This is a genomic window from Brevibacillus nigriterrae, from assembly GCF_049846925.1.
Taxonomy (GTDB): Bacteria; Bacillota; Bacilli; order Brevibacillales; family Brevibacillaceae; genus Brevibacillus_H.
The window spans coordinates 165,413-187,748 of record NZ_JBNCMT010000003.1 but is presented as its reverse complement, the minus strand read 5'-3'; the positions used below and the strand labels follow the sequence as shown (position 1 = coordinate 187,748).

Sequence of the window (22,336 nt, the reverse complement as noted above, 5' to 3'; positions counted from 1 at the left end):
TAGTCACCCTATCATAATACAAATAGTAGTGGAAAGAAAACAGAATGAAATAAAAAAGAACTGCCAACTGACAGTTCTTCTTTGTATATTATTTGGGGAAATTATCGCTTCTCTACTCTCATCAACCAGCTCGAACCGATTACTGTTATCAGGATACCAAAGAAACCGATAATTAACGTGTAATTCGGACCTGTAGGAACAGACTGATTATTATCAATGATAACGGGTGGTGATGCTATCTCGGTAACCTCAGTAGTTGGTAAATCGGAAACAACTTCTACGATCCCCTCAGAGGTTGAGATTTCCGATGACACAACCTGTGTTTTCGAGGTTGTTGTACCTACATCGACACCAGCCACATATGTTTCTTGCGTTGAGTTAGAAAACACCGCAAAGGCACTAAGCATGAGTAAAATGACGGCAGCACTCGCACCAAATTGACGCATACGGGCAGTGAGAGTGAATACTTTTCTTCCAATCGGTATAGCCCACTTCTCTTCAGAAAGAATTCGAGCCATAACAGAATCAACGATCGATTTCGAAGATGCTACCTGAGCAGTAAGATCTTTTTCGACCGGAAGCCAAGTGCTGCTCTCCATCCAAACCTCATAGTCTGCACTGCATGACTCACAGGTATCCAGATGTTGATCTACCCTTCGCTTCGTCAACTCAGGCAGTTTTTGATCGGTATATTCGATTATAAGGTCTTGGACTTCTTCACATTTCATCGCTTGTTCATCCCTTCGGCTTCTTCAAGGTAAGGGTCCACGATATAGGACTCTAATTGGTTTTTAATACTTTGCCGAGCCCGGAAAAGCAAAGATTTGACTGAACTCACAGTTAAATCAAGAATGGTAGCAATTTCGGTATAATCCATCTGCTCATACTCTCGCAGGATTAGCGCAGAACGCTGCTTCTCTGGCAAACTGTTAATTGCCTGACGTACCAAAACTTCTCGCTCGGTCTGGAGTAATTGCTGCTCAGGAAGTCGCTCAAATGAAGAAATTGGCTCTTGAAGCGTGTCCTCGAGATACACGTCAGAGTTTCGACTTTTGCGCAGTTCACTCAAAACCGTATTGCGAGCGATTGTGTACAGCCACGTAGAAAAAGTAGCTTCTACATCTCGAAACGAGTGAATGCTTTTGTACGCTTTATAAAAGGTTTCCTGACAAATGTCTTCTGCCATATGCTCTAAATGAGATTGGCGCAACATGTGCAGGACAAAGAGAAGAATCTTCTTCTCATACCTTGTTATCAGCTCTGCATAGCATTCGACATTACCTTCTTTGATTTCACGAATTAATCGGGAATCGGTCATTCGTAGGTTACCTCCCAAGCGATGCCGATCCCCCATCGGCTCTTACTACATTAGACCGATGGAGGCGTCAAAAGTTGCGCACTTCTTTACATACTTTTTTCTTTCTGCATGTTTCGACAGAATCCTTTACGAAAAAACCCCCAATTGCGGGGTTAAATGGTATAATTGTACGGTTTTAATTGTTGCAAGTATTCACCATTGGTACTTTGAAGAACTTGCTTGCCAAAAACATACTGCCACTGACCTTTCGTCATGACATAAGTTGGAAGACATATTTCGCTAATTTTGAGCATAGTGGATCGATCAAAATTTGTCAACCATTCAGATTTCTCTAACAAAACGAGGTCTGCATCGGCTCCAGGAGCAAGACAACCCTTGTAAGGAAAGAGTCCGACTGTCTTTGCCACATTGGCACTTGCAAGGCGTACAAGGACTGCCAAAAGATCTTCACCTGTCCAGCCTTTTGTTGCTATTGGTTCCACCCAATCTTCAAATGATGCAACGATCGGCTCAAGTGCTAACCAGTTATTCTCACGAATCGCAGAAAGATGTTCAGGGATTTCAGTCGGAGATAATTGCTGGATCAGATAATAATCATCGTTTAGTCTATGTTTTCGTTTTCCTTGCACCAACGATCGGATATTTCCATATCTACATAACTCATACCACTCATATTTTATTTGCTCTCGCTCTGATTGTGAAAGGTTACCATCGCCCGGAATCACAAGCGACAAGAAAATGTGATGTTGAGCCAAAAGCGGATACAGTTTGTCCCATTCAATCTCATTTAATTGTTCCTTCGAATGGACCATTACATCGATCCAACGATGTCCTAATGAACGAAGGATACGAACATGCGCATAGGTGAACTTTTCAACGGGCAATTGGATGCGCACGGCATAATCCATTTCGCTTGATTGAAATGGATTCAGTAAATAGGCAAGACGATCCTTTCCCTCCCAAATATGTAATGGAAGAATATCAACAAAGCTGGTAATGCCTCGTGCAAGAAAAGATTGTATCTGACCATTCATCTTGTCAGCGGATTGTGCGATTCGATTCCCTGGATGAAGAGAGATAAAACCTGGCAATACAAAGAAACTGCTTATATCAATAATTTCTGGCAAGTTATTCGAGTCAACTTTTTGTTTGGAAAGCAATCGGTAATCAGGCAAAACGCACTGAATTTTCCCATTCTTAATCGCAATATCTGCTGTTTGCAGCCCAGATCCTGTAACAACGGTTCCTCCCCGCAGAATCAACGATTGATTCATTGGTACTCTCCCCCTGTCCACCTCAACATGCACACTACTAGGAGAATATGACCAATTCACTAAAAAATTCCTGACACTCATCCTACAACAAAAAAAGGGCAAAAAAAAGACCACCGTCGCTAACTATGTAAGCGCATTCAAAACGGTGGGTAGCACAATCGTGCTTAACATTTATTGGATAGGAGTGGAGAGAAACCATACTGTATTTTTAATTATATTCAAATGTAAGCGCTTGTCAAACATTTTTTTCTAATTTGATTTAACATTCTCTCATTTCTTACTTTCTTGTAACATAACAAAAGGTACCGGAATGTTTCACTCCAGTACCTTCTGGTTCAAAAATCAATTAGCTGTGAACAGCAGTTGTGATCTCTGTCAGTAATTCTGCAAATCCCGGGAAGGAGACATGGATCGCTTCCGCATTGGTGACAACTGTTTCCCCTTCTGCTGCAAGTCCAGCGATTGCCATTGCCATCCCAATCCGATGGTCTCCCATGCTGTCGATGGTTGCACCTTGTAACTTTTGTTCACCGTTAATAATCATTCCATCATCTGTAGGTTGTACACTTGCCTGCAGTTTTCCGAGTTGAGCTACAACGGAATCAATGCGATTCGTCTCTTTTACTTTCAATTCTTCCGCATCTCGAATCGTTGTTGTCCCTACCGCTTGTGTCGCCATCACCGCTATGACAGGGATTTCATCGATCAGCCTCGGAATCAAATCTCCTTCTATGGTGATTCCCCGCAACTTCGAGTGATACACATGGAGATCAGCAACTGGTTCTTCGTTTACGACTCTTTCATTGACGATATCGATTCGTCCGCCCATTGCCTTCACGACATCAATGATTCCCGTTCGACTCGGGTTAATTCCAACATTTTCGATAACAAGCGAACTTCCAGGGATCATCATGACCGCAGCAATAAGGAATGCCGCAGAAGAAATATCACCAGGTACGACAATATCTCGTCCTTTTAATGATTGGCCACCTTCAACTGATACACGTAATCCGTCTTGCTTGACTTCTACACCGAAAGCACGGAGCATTCGCTCTGTATGGTCTCTTGAGAGCATTGGTTCTTCCACAACAGTGGTTCCCTTTGCTTGCAAGCCAGCCAGTAAAATGGCTGACTTCACTTGGGCACTGGCTACAGGAGACTGATAGTGAATTCCCTGTAGCTCGGTACCACGAATTGTGAGTGGTGTGAATTCTCCATTTTTGCGTCCATCAATCTTGGCACCCATCTCACGTAGCGGATTTACCACTCGACGCATCGGGCGTTTACCAATGGATTCGTCCCCGATTAAAACAGAATGAAACGCTTGAGTTGAAAGAACACCAGATATCAGGCGAATCGTCGTACCGGAGTTGCCCACATCGAGAATTTCGTGTGGCTCCGTCAAGCCATGCCAACCTCTCCCATGCACGGTAACCTTGTCTCCATCCTGCTCGATCTCGATGCCCAGTTTTCGAAAACAACTGATCGTACTCAAGCAGTCTGCTCCAGGCAGAAAACCGGTAATATGGGTTGTCCCTTCTGCCAACGACCCGAACATTACCGCACGATGGGATATGGATTTGTCACCAGGAACCTTTACTTTACCCTCTATCTTTTGAGCTTTTCTAACAGTTAGCACAGTAACTCTCCTCTCTATTGATTAATCCCTGCGGTAAACGTTGTATTCAAAGAATCGCAAAAGCTCTTCACCCTTCTCCAGCTCGGTTTCGCTTCGGAAGGTAATGCGCAAGGCACCATAAATGTCTTCCCGATTCTCGATAATTCGCAGATTGGTGATGCTGATTTCCTTTGCACCCAAGAGTGTAGTTATTCTTCCAATCTCACCAGGATGGTCAGGGATATCAATGTACAAGTCATACAATGCTGGCAAGGCGCCTTTTCGCTTTTCAGGAAGGCTCTCCCTAAACTCTCGTGCAGAGACAAAAAACTGCTCGATCTCATTTCGATTTCCTTCTTGCACCAACTGCATGATCTCGTCTAGTTCCCTGCGCCAGTCACTCGCAATTTGCAACAAAAAGTCCCGGTTATTCAGCAATACATCCCGCCACATCCGTGGATTGCTGGATGCGATTCTAGTAATATCACGGAACCCTCCCGCAGCAAGGCGATGATGCCATTCACTTTCATTGTTGTATTTGGCAACTTGATTGACGAGAACAGCTGCCAAAATATGTGGAAAATGACTGACGGCTCCTACTACCCGATCATGTTCAGCAGGATCCATTACGACGAGTTTGGCTTTTGTGTACGACAAAATATTTTTTAATTTTTCAATCTGCTCTTCGGACGCATTTTCATTTGGCGTAAGCACATAATAGGCGTTCTCAAATAAACGATCAGTAGCAGCGTCTACCCCTGATTTGTGAGAACCTGCCATCGGATGCCCACCTATGAAGGTAACGCCTTTGGAGGCAAGTCTCATTGCGTACTCCATTATTTGAAGTTTTGTGCTGCCTACATCGGTTACGATCGCACCCGGTTTCAGGTCCAGGTCAGCCAGCTGTTGTAACAGATCGTTGATTTGTTCTACCGGAGTAGAAAGGATGATTACATCAGCATCTTGTACAACTACTTTCAAATTCGTCGATCCTGAGTGTAATACGCCATTCGTTAATGCTTTATCAACAAAATCTTCCCGCACATCGAAGCCAATCAGCCGATGGTCAGGATTTTGCCGCAGCGACAAGGCGATTGAGCCTCCAATTAACCCTACGCCAAGTACAGCTATGGTTGTTTTCATCTCCACATCCCTCTTTCTATTTACCAGGGCATTTACTTTTGCTGCATCTTGCAACTTGCAGCAATGAATAGATATACAAAGATGTCGGCACGCACATTACGTTACCGACATCAACATCACGCTCATTATTTTTGCAAGGTACTTGCGAGAACTGACTCAACAGCCGCCAACAGTTTCTCATTCTGCTCTGGTGTTCCTACCGTGATTCGCTGATAACCAGGGAATCCGAGTGCATTTCCGGAACGTACGATGAATCCTTGTTCCAGCAATTTGCGGAATACGACATCTGAATCCAATTTGAGATTAACTAGGATAAAATTCGCTTGTGACGGGTAATAGTCGAGTCCTAGAGCATCAAATTTGTCTGTTAATTGTTTCATCCCAGTGCGGTTCTGCTCTTTGCAATTATGTACGAAACCTGTATCTGCAAGAGATGCACGCGCTGCTGCTTGAGCCAAACTGCTTGTATTAAAAGGTTCACGAACTCGATTCAGATTATTGATAATCTCTTCTGAAGCTACACCATAGCCAATGCGAAGAGCAGCCAATCCGTGAATTTTGGAGAATGTACGAAGCACGATCATATTCGGGTACTGATCAAGCATAGGAATCGTCTCAGGATACTGCTCATCCACAACGTATTCGTAGTATGCCTCATCGAGTACGACCATTACGTCAGCAGGAACCTTTGCCATGAAGTCAGTCAGTTCCTTGGTCGTAACGATAGTTCCAGATGGGTTGTTCGGGTTACATACCCAAACCACTCTCGTTTCTGAAGTAATAGCAGCAGCCATTGCCTCCAGATCGTGGACTCCCTCTTTCAAAGGCACTTCCACGAGAGCAGCCCCGTCAATGGTTGCATTGGAGCGATATTGCGGGAATGTCGGTGTTGCCATGACTGTGTTCGTACCTTGCTCCAGATAAGCACGAGTGATCAGTTGTACGATTTCGTCGGACCCGTTGCCAAAGATGAGCTGATTCGGATTAACTTGCAAGAAATCAGCCAGTTCCCAACGAAGCAACATGCTACCACCATCAGGATAAATCGCTAATGAATCCAATTGACCCAGGATCGCTTCTTTAGCTTTCGGCGAACAGCCATATGGATTTTCATTCGAGGCAAGCTTGATAACTTCTGTTAATCCCAATTCACGCTTTACCTCATCGATGGGTTTACCTGGTTGGTAGACAGGCACGCTCAAGATTTGTTTCTTAGGACGCATTCCAGTATCACTCCAAACAGATTTTTTCCTGTTATTTTAACGCACCTGCCAAGTTTTGTACAAAGGTTTTTATCTTGCCTAGCCCTTCCTCACGTGTTGCCTTGTCTAACAGCAACGGGAGATTCGCCTCGACTTGTTGTACAATCGCACTTCCCACAATCACCCCATCAGCATATCCAGCAAACTCACGCACCTGTTCTGGTGTCGATATTCCAAACCCTACCGCAACAGGCACTTCTGAATGGGAACGAACCTGATTGATAAATGGTAGCACGTTATTGTGGAATTCTGAACGAACCCCAGTTACACCAAGCGAAGAGACGCAATAAATAAATCCGCTTGCTTTGCTGCTGATCTTGGCTACCCGTGTTTCAGACGTCGGGGCAACGAGTGAAATGAGATGCGCGCCATATCGTTTGGCTGCTGCTAGTGCTTCTTCGTTTTCTTCATAAGGCAAATCAGGAATCACGGCTCCATCTGCACCCGCTTCAGCTAAATCAGCGAACAGTCTTTCAACGCCATACTGCAAAATCGGATTGTAATAAGAAAAGAGAACGAATGGCGTTGTTATTCCCTTGTTCCGCAGATTTTTGATAAACGCCAAAACCTTCGGCAATGTCACCTGAGCGGCAAGCGCGCGACCGGAAGCCCGTTGGATCACTGGACCATCTGCAAGTGGATCGGAGTATGGAATACCCAACTCAATCAGGTCTGCTCCCGCTTCTACGAGTGCTTCCACAATTCGTTCCGAGATTTCCAACGTAGGGTCACCGACTGTAATGAACGGAATAAATCGTTTCTTTGTGCGGTCGAGAAATAGCTGATCAATACGATTTTGACTAGCGATCATTACTTACCCCTCCATTCCCACTACTGGTGTTGATATGGGTTTGCAATGTGGCCACGTCTTTATCGCCACGTCCTGATAAGCAAACCACGAGGATCTTGTCTTTCGATAACTGCGGAGCAAGCTTCACCACTTCAGCCAGTGCATGTGCACTCTCCAAGGCAGGGATGATCCCTTCTGTCTGACAAAGGATTTGCAGCGCATCTAGCGCTTCCTGATCGGTAACTGCCGTATAAGTCACACGACCCGAATCTTTTAAGTAGGCATGCTCGGGACCAACGCCCGGATAATCAAGACCGGCCGAGATCGAATGTGCTTCCTGAATCTGACCGTATTCATCCTGCAACAGATACGTAAGGGCGCCATGTACCACTCCTGGCTTTCCTAGTGTCAAGGTTGCAGCGTGTTTGTCTGTATTTGTTCCATGTCCTGCTGCCTCTACACCACGAAGCTTCACTTGTTCATCCTGAATAAACGGGTAGAACATTCCCATTGCGTTACTTCCTCCGCCAACACACGCTATGACTTCATCCGGGAGTCTTCCTACCTGCAAAAGGATCTGTGATCTCGTCTCTTCGCCAATAATCTTCTGGAATTCTCGAACCATATAAGGGTACGGGTGTGGCCCCACTACGGAGCCGATCACGTAAAACGTATCCTCTACATGGCTGACCCAATAGCGAATCGCCTCGTTTGTAGCGTCTTTCAATGTCCGTGTACCGCTTGTTGCGGGAATCACTTCTGCACCTAGCAGCTTCATGCGAAACACGTTCAGCTCCTGGCGTTTGATGTCTTCCTCTCCCATGAATACCTTGCAAGAAAGTCCCAATTTAGCCGCAACCGTGGCACTTGCAACCCCGTGTTGACCTGCTCCTGTCTCGGCAATAATCGACTTTTTGCCCATCCGTTTGGCTAGCAGGCCTTGACCGATGGCATTGTTGAGCTTATGTGCTCCTGTATGGTTGAGATCTTCCCGTTTCAAATAGATTTGCGCTCCACCCAGATGCTCTGTCAGACGTTCGGCAAAATACAGGGGAGTTGGTCGACCTGCATAGTCACTTAGCAAATGATTCAATTCATTCAGGAAAGCTGTATCCTTTCTAGCTTCTGCAAAGGCTTCTTCCAATTCTGACAAAGCGTTCATCAATGTTTCCGGGACATACTTTCCACCAAATTTTCCAAATCGTCCATGCTCATCTGGTACAACGATTGATTTATCTTCTACTTGCTTCACACGCTCTCACCCTCTCCACAAAGCTCCTGATCTTCACAGGGTCTTTCACCTGATCAGTCTCTACCCCGCTTGATATATCAACGCATGACACTGCATACCTGGTTAGCAGTTCATCCACATTTTCCAGTGATATTCCACCTGCAACAAAGAACGGTTTATCACCAAAACTCTCGCTCACTTCTGAAATTTGTTCCCAGCTAAACCGCTCACCTGTTCCACCAGCCTGCGTGGGATGGTAGGCATCCAGCAGGAATGCATCTACAAGCAGAGCATATCGTCCTATTGCCTCTAGTACCTGTTGGCAATTTTGCACTCGAATGGCCTTCCAAATCTGGCAGTTAGTCTTATTTTTCAGCGCTTCAATGAATTCTGTACTTTCGTCCCCGTGAAGCTGAACAACATCGAGAGAAACTGCCTCCAGCACATCGCTCACTTCTTGCAATGCGGGATTTACGAACACACCTGCCAATCGTGGATATCTGCTAGCTTGTTCAACCAGTTGGCGAGCGTGCTCACCTGTTACCTGACGTTTACTGGGAGCAAAGACAAAGCCTGCATAATCAACTTGCAAATCCGATAACAGCTCCAGCGTCTTTGCATCTTTTATCCCGCATATTTTGATCACTGTCATATCCGAACCACTCTCTCGCCTACCAAATCCGTTACTGCTTTTTCTACAGAAGACTGCCTCATGAAGTGTTCGCCAACCAGTACAGCCCGAGCTCCCAGGTTGTACAGATACGTGATGTCTTCCTTGGTGGCAATACCGCTTTCACTGACAACGGGTATATCCGAAGGAACCATTTTGATTAATTCCTCTGTCGTTTGCAGAGACGTTGTAAAAGTGCGCAAATTCCGATTGTTTATTCCTAAAAGAGTCGGTCCGGCATGAGTCAATGCTGTCTCCATTTCCACTGCATCATGCACTTCAAGCAATACATCCATTCCTAACTCTTCAGCTACCTGTGAAAAATGCTGGAGTTGATAGGGATCTAATATGGCTGCGATCAACAAAATACAATCTGCTCCCAGTGAACGGGATTCAAGAATTTGCAGCTCGTCGATTAGAAAGTCTTTTCGCAAAATAGGGAGTTGTACCTGCTGGCGAATTTGCCTAAGATACTCCGCATGACCTTGAAAATATTGCTGATCGGTTAAAACGGAAATTGCCTCAACGTTTGCTTGCTTATATGATCGGGCAATCGCCAGCGGATCAAAATCCGGTCGGATCAATCCTTTGGAAGGGGATGCCTTTTTCACCTCAGCGATCACACTAACCGGGCGAGAGCTATTTACCAGAGCCGATCGAAAGCCCATTGGCGTCGGCGCAGACTGACAAAGAGAGATTAGTTCCTGTTCGGTTGTTGTGGCTTTGAGTCGCTCGACTTCTTGTTTTTTCGTATCGACAATGTTATGAAGCATTGGTAAGTCCCCCTGCCACCTGACGAATCTGTTCCAATTTGCTAAGCACTTGCCCGGACTCGATCAATGAGGCAGCCTGTATTACGCCCAAATCAATCGAAGGTGCTTTGCCAGCGAGATAGAGAATAGCACCTGCATTGAGCAGTGTAATATCCCTCGGTGCTCCTTTTTTCCCTTTGAAAATGTCCATGATCATTCGGGCATTCTCGACTGCGCCTCCGCCCTTCAACTCCGCAAGTGAGTGCCTTGAAAGCCCACATTCTTCAGGAGTTATCGTGTATGTTGCGATTTGACCGTTATTTAACTCGGCCACTCTGCTTTTCCCCGTGACTGTCAATTCATCCAGACCGTCTTCCCCCGCAACAACCAGTGCACGCTTGACTCCCAGTTCACGTAATGCCTGTGCGATTGTTTCAATCAAGGAAGCATCGTATACGCCGAGCAATTGAAAATCTGCTTTGGCAGGGTTGGTAAGCGGTCCTAACAGATTAAACACCGTTCGGACCCCCAGTTCTTTACGTGGTCCTGCCGCGTGCTTCATTGCCTGATGATACAAAGGTGCGAATAAGAAGCAGAGATTGGTTCGCTCCAAACAATCGGCTGCATTCTCCGGTGTTAAAGTAATCGGAACGCCCAACGCCTCGAGTACATCTGCGCTTCCACTCCGGGAGGACACGGCACGATTTCCGTGTTTGGCGATTTTAACTCCGCCACTTGCTGCAAGTATTGCTGCCGCAGTAGAAATATTAAATGTCTCACTCCCGTCACCTCCTGTACCACATGTATCTACCAGCCCGTTCAATCGAATAGGCAACTGCACCGAACGCGCACGCATCGCCTGTGCAAAACCAATAATCTCATCAACATGCTCGCCTTTTACTCGCAAACCAGCTAAGAAAGCACCAATTTGCGCAGGTGTCGCCTTGCCATCCATAATCTCTCCCATCGCAAGACAAGCTGACGTGCGATCCAGGTGTTCCCGTTTCATGATTTTGTCTAGCGTTCCTGATAGCATGCTTTCGCCTCCTTGCGAGCAAACAGTTGTTGTGCCGTATCAAGTGCTCGAATCAGTGCAGCCGCTTTGTTGATTGTTTCTTGATACTCGAGCTGTGGAACGGAATCTGCTACAATCCCTGCTCCAGCCTGTACGTGCGCCTGATTGTCCTTGAACAACAGTGTCCGAATGGTAATGCACGTATCCATATTTCCCGTAAAACTGAGATAGCCGATTGCTCCGGCATAGGTATGTCTTGCATCACGTTCTAACTCTGCGATAATTTCCATCGCTCGAAGTTTTGGCGCTCCCGAGACTGTACCCGCAGGGAATGCAGAGAGCAAGGCATCAAATGGATGCAGATCCTCCCGTAATTGACCAGTAACATGGGAAACCATGTGCATCACATGTGAGTAATGCTCGATTACCATTTGCTCCTCTACAACAACTGAGCCGTATTCTGATACCCGACCGACATCATTTCGGCCCAGATCAAGGAGCATGTAGTGTTCAGCTCTCTCCTTTGGATCTGACAGCAATTCAGCTCCAAGATTCTCATCCTCTTCCGGGGTGGCTCCACGCTTTCTCGTACCTGCGATTGGCCTCATCTCGACTTTGCGATCCTCCACACGAACCAATAGTTCAGGCGAGGTTCCTACTAATGTCTCATCTTCAAACTGCAGGTAATACATATAAGGAGATGGATTTAGCGTCCGCAAAACTCGATAAACCGAAAATGGATCGATTTGCGTCTCTACTGTGAACCGTTGAGAAAGCACGACCTGAAAAATATCACCTGCGGCAATGTACTCTTTGGCTCGCTCAACGATCCGTTCGAATTCCTGTTGCTCCATATTCGGAATGACTTTCAGGTTGCTAGCGGATGGGACTGCTGATGGAATCGGAACATTCGCAATCATTGATGGAAGATCTGCAAACACTCGATCTGCCAGTTTGCTTAATCTTTTACAGACAAGGTCGTAATTTACCCTGATCTCATCTTCTGTATCTGTTGGATTGATTCTGAGGTGGATGAGTAACTGAATTTCCTGTTTTAAATGATCAAAAGCTATACACTCATCCACAAATAAAAACCGGATGTCAGGAACCTCCTGGGTTTCGTTTTGATGGAGTGGCAACCGTTCGAAATAATTAAGGGTATTGTATCCGAAAAATCCAACCGCTCCCCCTGTAAATCTAGGAAAGCCTGATAATTGCGGACTGTTGTACTCTTTCATCAATTCTTGCAACAAGAGAACGGGATTTCCTGTAACGATCTGTTCTTGCTCGCCTCTTCTTTTGATCGCTGCCTGCTCGCCTTTGGCTTCCAACGTTAGAAAAGGATGCAAGCCAATAAACGAATATCTGGCCCAGCGAGAACCCCCTTCTACACTTTCCAGCAAAAATGAATCTGTAGAACGAAGCTTCTGATAAATGCGAATCGGTGTTTCCTGATCAGCCAAAATGCTGAGTCGAATGGGAATAAAATTGTACTGGGTGGATAGAGACAATACCTCTGAAATGGATGGGGAAAACACAAAATCACCTCTTCTTTCGGAAAAGAGGGGAGGAAGGAGAATAGCAAAAAAATCCAGAGACCAAGTCCCTGGATTTATAGACGTATCCTATAAACCGAGTCTCAGCTCAACTCTCCTCAACCTATCTCTTCTCTGCTCTACTCAACTAACTGCCTGCTCTTGAAACTCTGGTTTTACCTAATTCAAACTTGACTTACTACTCTAAAACTCGCTCTGCACTTCATCTGTTCAACTTACATTCTCAGCTATACTCATACTGTGCGAAACTCATTCGCAACTTGCTACTTACTTTAAAACAGCATATCTGAAATGTCAACTATGCATTGCCAAATCAGGTCGTAATTTTACTGCGTCCCGTAGGAAGACATGCTGGATGTCCTTCTGACTCTTGTCCGTATTTACGTGCATCATGACACGAATACAGCGTGGCAAGCTGCCGACTACAGGTATTTCTCTGGCACACATCAGTGGAACATAATCCCAGTTGACCAGATTCCTCGCAGCTCGTGCAGGAAATGCAGCGTCCAGATCCTCTGTCGTCGTGATTAATACACTTGCTATGTCTTCTGCAGCAACATCGTTTCTCTCTACCATTTCTCTTAGTACATATTCTGTGGCAGAGACAATCTCATCAACCGTATTGTTTTCGACGGTAATGGCTCCTCGTATCCCCCGAACTCCCATCAATTACAATCCCCCTTGAGCTTCTCGCATCACCTGAAGGATGATATCTGCGTCTATATTTTTAATTATTTCAGCATTTCCGATACTAGTTGGCAACACTAACACCAATTTTCCACTAACATTCTTTTTATCTCTACGCATGACTTCGAGAACTTCCTCCGTTGAAAAGCCTTGTGGCCAATCAACAGGCAGGTTAAACGCCTGTAATATCTCTCTTGTCCGATGAGCAGTACCAATGGGAGCAATTTCAATTTGCTCAGCCACCTTTGCTGCCAAAACCATGCCAATCGAGATCGCCTCACCGTGATTGAGTTGAGCATACTCGCTTAGTGACTCGAAGGCATGCCCAAATGTATGGCCCAGATTCAGTAAAGCTCGCTTGCCTTGTTCGGTTTCATCGGCAGATACAACTGCCGTTTTGACAGCGCATCCCCGATAGATGGCTTCGGCAACCAAATCTGGTTTTAGCTGATTGAGCTCCTCGGCGTTAGCCTCTAGCCAGTTAACGAACTCTTCGTCTGATAATAAGGCGTGCTTTACCACTTCCGCAAAGCCTGCCGCCACTTCACGTTTAGGCAAGCTGTTTAAGGCATCGGTATCATACACCACCATGATCGGCTGATGGAAAGCTCCAATCAGATTTTTTCCTAAGGGATGATTGATCGCAACCTTTCCTCCGACCGAGCTGTCATGTGCCAAAAGTGTAGTCGGGAGCTGAACGAAGCGTATCCCTCTCATATAGGTTGCTGCCACGAAACCAGCCAAGTCGCCAACTACACCGCCACCAAGGGCTAAAATAACTGATTTCCGGTCAAGTCCCGCATTAATCACTTCGGTCATGATCTGCTCATAGACCGCCAACTGCTTTGCCTTTTCGCCCGCTTCTACTACGTGAGAGAAAACTTGATATTCTTGATCAAGCAACTGTCTAGTCAGTTTTTCAAGGTATAAAGGGGCTACGTTGCTATCCGTCACGATAAACAGCTTGTTCTCTTGCTTGATTCCCTTGTCTGCAAGCAATTTGGCAGCCTGATCAAGCAAACCTGCTCCAATGATAATGGGATAAGAACGCTCTTCTAATTCAACATTCAGTGTCTTGCTCATGATTAAAAGCTCTCCAAGTACGTACGGTATTCCTCGATGTCTTTTTTCAGATCATCCATGGAGTCTGAGTGGAAATTATCACAGATTGCATTCGCAATCTCCCAGGCGATTACCGCTTCTGCAACTACTGATGCAGCAGGAACGGCGCAACTATCAGAACGCTCAATGCTTGCCTCGAACGGCTCTCTTGTATCGATATCCACACTCATTAACGGTTTATATAAAGTCGGGATCGGCTTCATCACGCCACGCACAACGATTGGCATGCCGTTTGTCATACCGCCTTCCAACCCGCCTGCCCGGTTGGTTTTGCGTGTATAGCCTACTCCTTCTTTCCACTCGATCTCATCATGTACTCTTGAACCAGGAGTACCCGCTGCTTCAAAACCGATGCCAATTTCTACTCCCTTGAAGGCTTGAATGCTCATTACCGCTTGTGCAAGTTTTCCGTCAAGCTTCCGGTCCCACTGGACGTGGCTGCCGAGTCCAACCGGAACTCCTTCCACGATGACCTCCACGATTCCGCCTAAAGAATCACCGTCTTCTTTGGCCTTGTCAATGGCTTGCATCATGAGCGGCTCAGCGTGGGTGTCCAGGCAACGGACAGGGGAGGCTTCCGTTTTTTCAATTAACTCAGCAAGGGGCAGCTCGACTCGCTCTGCTTTGATTTCTCCGATTTGCAGCACTTGACCGCCAACCAGAATGCCAAGCTGTTCTAACAGTTGTCTTGCAATCGCACCGACAGCCACTCTCACGGTCGTTTCACGAGCACTGGATCTTTCCAGAATATTGCGCATATCACGTTGGTGGTATTTAATCGCACCATTCAGATCGGCGTGACCTGGACGAGGGCGGGCAATTCTTCTGCGATCTGCATTCTCAGCTACTGGCTCCACACTCATGATTTCTTTCCAGTGCGTCCAGTCATTGTTCTCAACAACGAGGGTTATGGGTGCACCAGTTGTGTAGCCGTGTCTGACACCGGAAAGAATTTTTACCTGATCCTTTTCAATTTGCATACGACGTCCACGGCCATGGCCTTTTTGTCGACGCTGCAATTGCTCGTTCACCTTTTCCAGTGAAATAGCCAAATTACTTGGTATCCCTTCAATGATTGCCGTTAGTTGCGGACCATGGGATTCTCCCGCTGTCAAATATCTCATCTCTATTTCTCCTCCTACCCTTTACCGCTTTTAAGCGATATAATATCACACCAACCAATCGAAGGAAAGGCTGGAAAGCATTGAATCTCTCAAATGATCGAATATAGGTAAAACAAAATGCTTCTCTCGAGGGAGAAGCACCATAGTCTAGTCTCAACTTACAAATGATCGGCAATATACAACTTGTTGGATGAAACATGGTGACGAAACCGATCGGATGAGACAAGATCATCAAGTTGCGATTTGTCGGCACCTAGAATCTGGCCACATTCCTGCAGTGTAATTAAACCACGACGGTACGCTTCAATTACTTTTTGCTTGTCCATGTACGTCCTCCCAAGAGTGGTAGTAGTCTTATTTTTGGAAAATTCAAGGAAGGATATACGCTTATACTTGCAATTTATTTCATTTTACGGTAAAAAAATGTATCTTCTGATTCAAAGTTGTATTGCTGTGGTTGAAAAATCTGCTCGGTACTGCCAACGAACAGCACACCACCCGGACGAAGGGCACGACTGAACTTGTGATACAGCTCATGCTTCGCTTCCTCAGTAAAGTAGATCATTACGTTACGGCAGATGATCAAGTCAAAACCAGTATCAAAGGTATCAGCAAGCAGATTGTGCTTCTTGAAAGTAACCATACGCTTTACCTCAGGACTGATCTGATAAGTTAACGAATCCTTGGAGAAATATTTTGCTAACAGATCTTTCGGGCAGTCCTGCAAGGAACGGTCAGAATACACTCCCTGTTTTGCCTTGGCAATGGCCCCTTCATCGATGTCAGAGGCAAGAATCGTTGCGTCTTTATGGAATTGCTTCGCCAAGAGCACAAGAGAGAGCGTGTATGGCTCTTCACCAGTCGAACAAGCAGCACTCCACAGCTTTAGTTTTCTGGACTCCTGGTGCAAGCGAGGCAAAATCTTATTCTGTAATACATCCCAGCGACTTGGATTGCGATAAAATTCTGACACGTTTATGGTCATCCGGTCAAGAAACTCGTAAAACATCTCTTGATCCTTGGCAAGTGCATCAAAATAGGTAGCGAAGTTATTGTGCCCACGCTTCTGACGTAAGGAAGTCAAGCGCCTTTTCATTTGCGCTTCTTTATACAATGCCAGATCAATACCCGTTTTTCGTTTGATATTAGCTATAAATTGTAGAAAATCTTGATCTTCCATGATCCATTGATCCCCCTTCATCTGCTGTTAGATGCGATTCGACTTGATCCGGCTTTTTTCCTGCTAAAAAAAATAGATTTCAACAAAAAAAGACCCCCTAAGGAGTCTTTTCCCGTTTTAGATTGAATTAAATCCAGCGTTGGATCGTTTTGTCAAAAGAAAGGATTTCGTTTTTGTTGAACCAAAGGTTGATTTCACGCTCAGCGCTCTCAGCAGAGTCAGAACCGTGGATAATGTTCATTCCAACAGAAACTGCGAAATCGCCACGGATTGTTCCAGGAGCAGCATCAACTGGGTTTGTTTTGCCCATCATGTTGCGAGCAGTTGTGATTACGTTGTTACCTTGCCATACCATTGCGAAAACTGGACCAGACGTGATGAAGTCAACCAATTCGCCGAAGAAAGGGCGCTCTTTGTGCTCAGCATAGTGTTGCTCTGCCAATTCACGAGATACGATCATCAACTTTCCACCAACAAGTGTGAAACCTTTACGCTCGAAACGAGCAACGATTTCTCCGATTAAATTGCGTTGTACGCCGTCAGGCTTGATCATTACAAAAGTTTTTTCCATTGTGTGTTGCCTCCATAGAACTATGTATTTAATAGTCAACCAACGAAATTTTATCAAAAGTAAGCAAAGCATTCAACCTTATCCATGTAAAAAGTGCTTAAAAATTGCGATCACCAATAAAATCCGCTATGCCCAATAATGATTTTTTCGTTGAATTATTCTCCAAATCAGCAATTGCTTCTCTCGCCCGGTTCAAATATCGGTCGGCCAATTTACGAGAGAACTCAATCCCTTTGCCTGTACGAATCAGTTGAATGGCCTGATCCACATTGTTTTGCAATGTTCCTTCAGTAATCCACTGCTGGAATAACGCTTTGTGTTCACTGCAGTACGCACTATAAAGCGCAGGCAACGTAATATTGCCCTGACGCAGATCACTTCCTGCCGGTTTGCCAAGCTGTTTTTCAGTACCCGTAAAATCAAGAATATCATCAGTTATCTGAAAAGCCATTCCCACATGGTAGCCATAACGGAACATGCGATTGACATACTCAGGACGTGCATCACTGGCGATTGCACCCAATTGACAGCTAATTGCAATGAGTAACGCCGTCTTGCGCTTGATTCTTCGAAAATATTGCTTTAACCCTTGATTCCAGTTGTTGAGATCCTGTACCTGCTCAATCTCACCCTTGGTCATTTCCACAATCGCTTTCGCCAAAATCTGATGGATTTTTGGATTGGTCAACTCGGTCACAACCATGAGTGCACGAGCAAAAATATAATCTCCGGTGTACATTGCTACCCGGTTATCCCATTTTGATTTGACCGTGTCTTTGCCACGTCTTGTGTCAGCATTATCGATGACATCATCATGAACGAGTGATGCCATGTGGATTAATTCCAGTGCTACTGCTACATTTTTAAGCTTGGTGACGTCATAGTTCCCCCATTTTCCCCCGAGCAGAACAAAGACGGGTCGGATTCGCTTTCCTCCCGCTTTGAGCAGATGGGTGGAAGACAAATACAGATCGCGAGACTTGGCATCGATGGCCTTGTCCAGTTCACGTTCTATATATTGCACATCACCTTTTAATTGAAAATAAGTATCGACAAGGTTCATTCTTTCCACCTAATTCATTCACGTAGTCTTGATCCGTTTTGCTGAGTCCTCCCATAGAGAAACTGTCACTGGTTTCGCAAGCAAGCCAATGTCGGCCGTGCAGGCAAAATAGTACTCCAGTCCACGACGCTGTTCTGGCCCAAATTCATAGGTTAATCCACGGAAATACTCTAACCAGGAGGCAGCATCGCCGCCAAAATGAGTAAGTACATAGTCAACCATTTTATCCAGATTTTGCAAACTTTTTTCCTTGCTATCAAGAAAAGCCTCATGAACTTCTCGAAGCAGCGAAGCGTGTTGACGTATCGCTTCCTTGCGTACCGTCCATAAAGCAAACGTCATGGAGTATCCTGTATAACGATACCACAATTCTGCCAAATCATATACCAAATATCGTGTATTTGTGCGATAAGCAAGCAACGCTTCATCACCGATCAACAGTGCTGCATCTGCTTTAATCATCATTTCATCCAGTACAGGCTGAGACATTTCATATGAAACAGAGAGGTTCAAAAACTTTTGCAAGACCACTTTCAAAAGATTGATTGAGGTGGCAGACGTATTAGTCAAAGCGATCTTTGCTTCCTGCAATTCTTCAATCGGCTTTTTACTAAATAAGTAGATGGATCGTACGCGACCTTTTGCACTGACCGACAGATCTGGCAAAACGAGGTACTGGTCTTCGTGCTCAGCATAGCTGAAGGAAGAGATAGGACCTACATCGATCTCACCTTTTGCCATCGCTTGATTCAATTGAGCTGGTACCTGCTGGGTAAAGTCAATCTTGTCTTCAAAACGCTGCTGATCAAAATAGTAATAGACCGGGAGTGTATTCGTGTATTTGATTTGTCCAATGCGGAGTATCTTATTCATCTTCTTACTCTCCTCCCCAACGCGTAAATAGCGAATGTGGTATATCAAGAGCATCCATTACTTTTCCAACGACAAAATTAATCAGGTCATCCATTGACTGCGGTTTTTGATAAAAGCCGGGCATCGCTGGAAGAATTTTTGCTCCTGCTTGAGACAAAGTCAGCATATTTTGCAAGTGAATCGCATTCAAGGGTGTTTCACGCGGGACTACAATCAGCTTACGCCCTTCTTTCAAGGCAACATCTGCTGCTCTTTCCAATAGATTTCCGGATGCTCCATGAGCAATCCCTGAAAGCGTCCCCATCGAGCAAGGGACAACAACCATCCCATCCATTCGGGCTGAGCCACTCGCTGATGGAGAGTAGAAATCTCTCAGCGTCCAGTAGTGCAGCTTTCCTGCGTGATGTTGTTGAAACTTTTCACGAAGGATATGTTCACGATCGGTTGTATCCCAATCCAGTTCATCATGGAACACTTGCCAGCCCGCTTCCGTAACGATGAGATGAACCGTATGACCCGCACGAAGCAGCTCTTGCACGAGTCTTACGCCATAAATCGATCCACTCGCACCTGTGATACCGACAGTGAATTTTTTTATATCCATGTGATCACCAGATCAATCATCGTAAAGGCAAACATGACGCAGCTCAAGATGCCGTTCATCGTAAAGAAAGCCATATCCAGCTTGGATAAATCAGTCGGTTTGACCAAACTGTGTTCGTAAATAAGCAGTGCAGCAGAAATCAATACGCCGATCAAGAACCAGCCAGACAGTTGGGCATTCAAAAACAATAAGGCAAGACCAACAATAGTCAACACATGACAAATGCGGGCCATATACAGCGCACGTGCGATCCCGAAGCGGCTAGGAACCGAATGAAGACCCTCTTTTGCGTCAAAGTCTGCATCCTGACAAGCATAAATGATATCAAACCCTGCTGTCCAGAGAACGACAGAGACAAACAACAGAATAGCGGTCAGGTTCACGCTTCCCGTTGTTGCAATCCATCCACCCAATGGCCCGAACCCGATGGCAATCCCAAGCACAAAGTGGCAAGCCCAAGTAAATCGTTTCGTATAAGAGTACAAAACCAGTACAAACACAGCAAGCGGCAACAAGGTAACAGCTAGCATGTTTAACTGGAACGCTGCAAAAAACAGCGCAGCAAATGAGATTACAATAAAGAACAATACTTCAGCTACGGAAAGCAAGCCTGCCGGAATAGCACGTGTCACCGTTCGGGGGTTTTTGGCATCGATGAATCGGTCAATCAATCGATTCAAGGACATCGCAGCACTTCTTGCCCCCACCATTGCGATGGTGACCCACAAAATCTCACTCCAGGTGGGCCATGTGTTTTCAACGACGATATTCCCTAAAACTGCTCCCATGAATGCAAAAGGCAAAGCAAAGATGGTATGTTCAAATTTAATCATTTCCAGAATGACTTTGAATTTATGAAAAGACATACGTTCGCACTTCCGATCTGTTTTTGCACATTTTCTGACTGGTTTATTTTTTGATGCCGATATGAAGGGCTGAGACGCCACCCATAAACAGCTTGACTTGAACTGGGTCTAAACCAGCCTTTTGGAACATTACTGCTAGTTCTTTGCTGTCTGGAAAATTGGTAAGTGATTGCGGCAACCAGGCGTACTCCTCGTATTTGTTAACGACCAGTTTTGCAATAAAAGGCAGGATCTTGTAAAAGTATAAATAAAATAATTGCCGATAAGGTAAGAAAGGCGGTTTGGATACTTCCAATGAAACCACTTTGCCTCCTGGCTTGACGACTCTCGTCATCTCGTTTAAAACTGTCTGGATATCTGGTACGTTGCGCAGGGCGAATCCGATGGTCGCATAATCAAACGTGTTGTCGTCATAGGGAAGCTTCATGGCATCTCCATTGACAAGCTCTACCGTTTTTCCGTGACCTTCATTACCCACTTTGTAAGCTCCGACATCAAGCATATTTTGGCTGAAATCAAGACCGACAACTCGTCCATTTTCACCCACTGCTTTTGCCATGGTGATGGTCCAGTCGCATGTGCCGCAAGCCACATCAATTGCTGACTGCCCCGGCTTCACTTGCATTTGGCGCATGGTATAATTCCGCCATGCCACATGACTTCCAAAACTGATCACATTGTTCATCCGATCGTACTCGGCGGCAATGCTTTCGAATACGTTATGAACAAAATGTGCTTTTTCATTCATCTGTTCTTTATTCACGTCGGCCTACATCTCCTCAACTACACGTTTTAAGCGGTTCACCCGATGCGAATAGCGAGAAGTTACCCATGTGAGAGCCGACTGCTTGTCGGAAGGATAAAGACTTCTTACTAGTTGCTCACATATCCCCATCAACTCGAACACTTTTGCCTCAACGAAATCAATCACTGTGCTTACCGTCGTACCGGATTTTTGCATCATGTGACGTGAAAATCCCGTTGGCAAGTGATCTTGCCATTTTAATAGTTCCCATTCGTGGATCATTTGCTCAACAGCAGACGTCTCTTCAAAAAGTGTCGTCCAGCATTGTTGCTCTGCTTCTGACTTTGCATAACGCCGAACGAAACCGATATAAAGCTCTGTATCAATGATCTTGCGAAGGGAAAAATACTTGTCCCAAGATAATGCTTTTTCTTTCTCTGTCAGGTAAAGCGTCATTTTGGCTTCGTTCACTTCCTGTATCGCATCAGCCAACAGTCGCACTGCCTCAACTTCCCCGGATTCCGCAAGCAAATGATAATAGTAGCTGCTGTAGTAATCTCCAGCTAAGACTGTTAGTTGGCGATTGCGCTCTGATACAAGCGACGAATCATATCCATTTTTCACGGTTTCATGCGTATCCAAGGCAAGCTGTACCAGCCCTGTTGTTGTGCACAATACCTTTGCACGCTCGCGCTCAACACCATTTTCGCATAAAAAAACATAGAGAAGGACAAGTCGGCTTTCAGCCATTGCCGGAACGTCGACATACTGCTCTACATACGATTGAGAAATAAGCGTTCTGATCCGCTCCTTGATTTCGATCAGATCATCGCCTAATAGAACTTCATAATTACTCATTTTGTTTCCTCCAA

The 22,336-nt window shown here is 45.4% G+C and carries 24 protein-coding genes; all 24 read right to left on the bottom strand.

Annotation, left to right across the window (positions count from 1 at the left end):
- Window positions 1-101: 101 nt before the first annotated feature.
- Complete coding sequence (locus ACPW7N_RS03805; protein WP_425649680.1) at window positions 102-728, bottom strand: zf-HC2 domain-containing protein; 627 nt, start codon at window positions 726-728, stop codon at window positions 102-104.
- Entirely contained in the window at window positions 725-1,318 is a 594-nt protein-coding gene (locus ACPW7N_RS03800) for an RNA polymerase sigma factor (RefSeq protein ID WP_425649679.1), read from the bottom strand. The genes ACPW7N_RS03805 and ACPW7N_RS03800 overlap by 4 nt, the downstream gene beginning before the upstream one ends.
- Window positions 1,319-1,470: 152 nt before the next feature.
- Window positions 1,471-2,592 (bottom strand): hypothetical protein, encoded by a 1,122-nt coding sequence (locus ACPW7N_RS03795; RefSeq protein ID WP_425649678.1) that lies wholly within the window; start codon window positions 2,590-2,592, stop codon window positions 1,471-1,473.
- Window positions 2,593-2,938: 346 nt separating this feature from the next.
- Window positions 2,939-4,231, bottom strand: coding sequence for a 3-phosphoshikimate 1-carboxyvinyltransferase (aroA, locus tag ACPW7N_RS03790; RefSeq protein ID WP_425649677.1), 1,293 nt, complete (start codon window positions 4,229-4,231; stop codon window positions 2,939-2,941).
- Window positions 4,232-4,252: 21 nt separating this feature from the next.
- On the bottom strand, window positions 4,253-5,353 hold the full coding sequence (locus ACPW7N_RS03785; protein WP_425649676.1) for a prephenate dehydrogenase: 1,101 nt from the start codon (window positions 5,351-5,353) through the stop codon (window positions 4,253-4,255).
- A gap of 125 nt (window positions 5,354-5,478) precedes the next feature.
- Complete coding sequence (gene hisC / locus ACPW7N_RS03780) at window positions 5,479-6,576, bottom strand: histidinol-phosphate transaminase (RefSeq protein WP_425649675.1); 1,098 nt, start codon at window positions 6,574-6,576, stop codon at window positions 5,479-5,481.
- Window positions 6,577-6,607: 31 nt separating this feature from the next.
- Entirely contained in the window at window positions 6,608-7,426 is an 819-nt protein-coding gene (trpA, locus tag ACPW7N_RS03775) for a tryptophan synthase subunit alpha (protein ID WP_425649674.1), read from the bottom strand.
- Window positions 7,416-8,657 carry a tryptophan synthase subunit beta gene (trpB, locus tag ACPW7N_RS03770; RefSeq protein WP_425649673.1) on the bottom strand — a complete coding sequence of 414 codons (1,242 nt, stop codon included), beginning with the start codon at window positions 8,655-8,657 and terminating at the stop codon, window positions 7,416-7,418. Before trpB ends, trpA begins: the two co-directional genes overlap by 11 nt.
- The gene (locus tag ACPW7N_RS03765) at window positions 8,638-9,288 is read right to left on the bottom strand and encodes a phosphoribosylanthranilate isomerase (RefSeq protein WP_425649672.1); all 651 of its coding nucleotides are present in this window, start codon (window positions 9,286-9,288) and stop codon (window positions 8,638-8,640) included. Before ACPW7N_RS03765 ends, trpB begins: the two co-directional genes overlap by 20 nt.
- Window positions 9,285-10,079, bottom strand: coding sequence for an indole-3-glycerol phosphate synthase TrpC (gene trpC / locus ACPW7N_RS03760; protein WP_425649671.1), 795 nt, complete (start codon window positions 10,077-10,079; stop codon window positions 9,285-9,287). The genes ACPW7N_RS03765 and trpC overlap by 4 nt, the downstream gene beginning before the upstream one ends.
- Window positions 10,069-11,094 carry an anthranilate phosphoribosyltransferase gene (gene trpD, locus ACPW7N_RS03755; RefSeq protein WP_425649670.1) on the bottom strand — a complete coding sequence of 342 codons (1,026 nt, stop codon included), beginning with the start codon at window positions 11,092-11,094 and terminating at the stop codon, window positions 10,069-10,071. Before trpD ends, trpC begins: the two co-directional genes overlap by 11 nt.
- Window positions 11,076-12,611, bottom strand: coding sequence for an anthranilate synthase component I (trpE, locus tag ACPW7N_RS03750; RefSeq protein WP_425649669.1), 1,536 nt, complete (start codon window positions 12,609-12,611; stop codon window positions 11,076-11,078). The genes trpD and trpE overlap by 19 nt, the downstream gene beginning before the upstream one ends.
- Window positions 12,612-12,923: 312 nt before the next feature.
- Window positions 12,924-13,295 carry a chorismate mutase gene (gene aroH, locus ACPW7N_RS03745; protein ID WP_425649724.1) on the bottom strand — a complete coding sequence of 124 codons (372 nt, stop codon included), beginning with the start codon at window positions 13,293-13,295 and terminating at the stop codon, window positions 12,924-12,926.
- A 3-nt stretch (window positions 13,296-13,298) separates the two neighbouring features.
- Window positions 13,299-14,402 carry a 3-dehydroquinate synthase gene (gene aroB / locus ACPW7N_RS03740; RefSeq protein WP_425649723.1) on the bottom strand — a complete coding sequence of 368 codons (1,104 nt, stop codon included), beginning with the start codon at window positions 14,400-14,402 and terminating at the stop codon, window positions 13,299-13,301.
- Window positions 14,402-15,562: a chorismate synthase gene (gene aroC / locus ACPW7N_RS03735; protein ID WP_425649668.1), complete on the bottom strand. Its 1,161-nt coding sequence runs from the start codon at window positions 15,560-15,562 to the stop codon at window positions 14,402-14,404. Before aroC ends, aroB begins: the two co-directional genes overlap by 1 nt.
- A gap of 158 nt (window positions 15,563-15,720) precedes the next feature.
- Window positions 15,721-15,888: a hypothetical protein gene (locus tag ACPW7N_RS03730; protein WP_425649667.1), complete on the bottom strand. Its 168-nt coding sequence runs from the start codon at window positions 15,886-15,888 to the stop codon at window positions 15,721-15,723.
- 74 nt (window positions 15,889-15,962) lie between these two features.
- On the bottom strand, window positions 15,963-16,742 hold the full coding sequence (locus ACPW7N_RS03725) for a CheR family methyltransferase (protein ID WP_425649666.1): 780 nt from the start codon (window positions 16,740-16,742) through the stop codon (window positions 15,963-15,965).
- A gap of 127 nt (window positions 16,743-16,869) precedes the next feature.
- The gene (gene ndk, locus ACPW7N_RS03720) at window positions 16,870-17,313 is read right to left on the bottom strand and encodes a nucleoside-diphosphate kinase (RefSeq protein WP_425649665.1); all 444 of its coding nucleotides are present in this window, start codon (window positions 17,311-17,313) and stop codon (window positions 16,870-16,872) included.
- A gap of 97 nt (window positions 17,314-17,410) precedes the next feature.
- Window positions 17,411-18,376 (bottom strand): polyprenyl synthetase family protein, encoded by a 966-nt coding sequence (locus ACPW7N_RS03715; protein ID WP_425649664.1) that lies wholly within the window; start codon window positions 18,374-18,376, stop codon window positions 17,411-17,413.
- Window positions 18,377-18,394: 18 nt separating this feature from the next.
- Complete coding sequence (locus ACPW7N_RS03710) at window positions 18,395-19,249, bottom strand: menaquinone biosynthesis protein (RefSeq protein WP_425649663.1); 855 nt, start codon at window positions 19,247-19,249, stop codon at window positions 18,395-18,397.
- A gap of 4 nt (window positions 19,250-19,253) precedes the next feature.
- A complete protein-coding gene (locus tag ACPW7N_RS03705; protein ID WP_425649662.1) occupies window positions 19,254-19,853 on the bottom strand; it encodes a UbiX family flavin prenyltransferase in 600 nt (199 codons plus the stop codon).
- The gene (locus ACPW7N_RS03700) at window positions 19,844-20,719 is read right to left on the bottom strand and encodes a UbiA-like polyprenyltransferase (RefSeq protein ID WP_425649661.1); all 876 of its coding nucleotides are present in this window, start codon (window positions 20,717-20,719) and stop codon (window positions 19,844-19,846) included. The genes ACPW7N_RS03705 and ACPW7N_RS03700 overlap by 10 nt, the downstream gene beginning before the upstream one ends.
- A gap of 43 nt (window positions 20,720-20,762) precedes the next feature.
- Window positions 20,763-21,467 (bottom strand): demethylmenaquinone methyltransferase, encoded by a 705-nt coding sequence (locus ACPW7N_RS03695; protein WP_425649722.1) that lies wholly within the window; start codon window positions 21,465-21,467, stop codon window positions 20,763-20,765.
- 21 nt (window positions 21,468-21,488) lie between these two features.
- Window positions 21,489-22,322 (bottom strand): heptaprenyl diphosphate synthase component 1, encoded by an 834-nt coding sequence (locus tag ACPW7N_RS03690; RefSeq protein WP_425649660.1) that lies wholly within the window; start codon window positions 22,320-22,322, stop codon window positions 21,489-21,491.
- Window positions 22,323-22,336 lie beyond the last annotated feature (14 nt).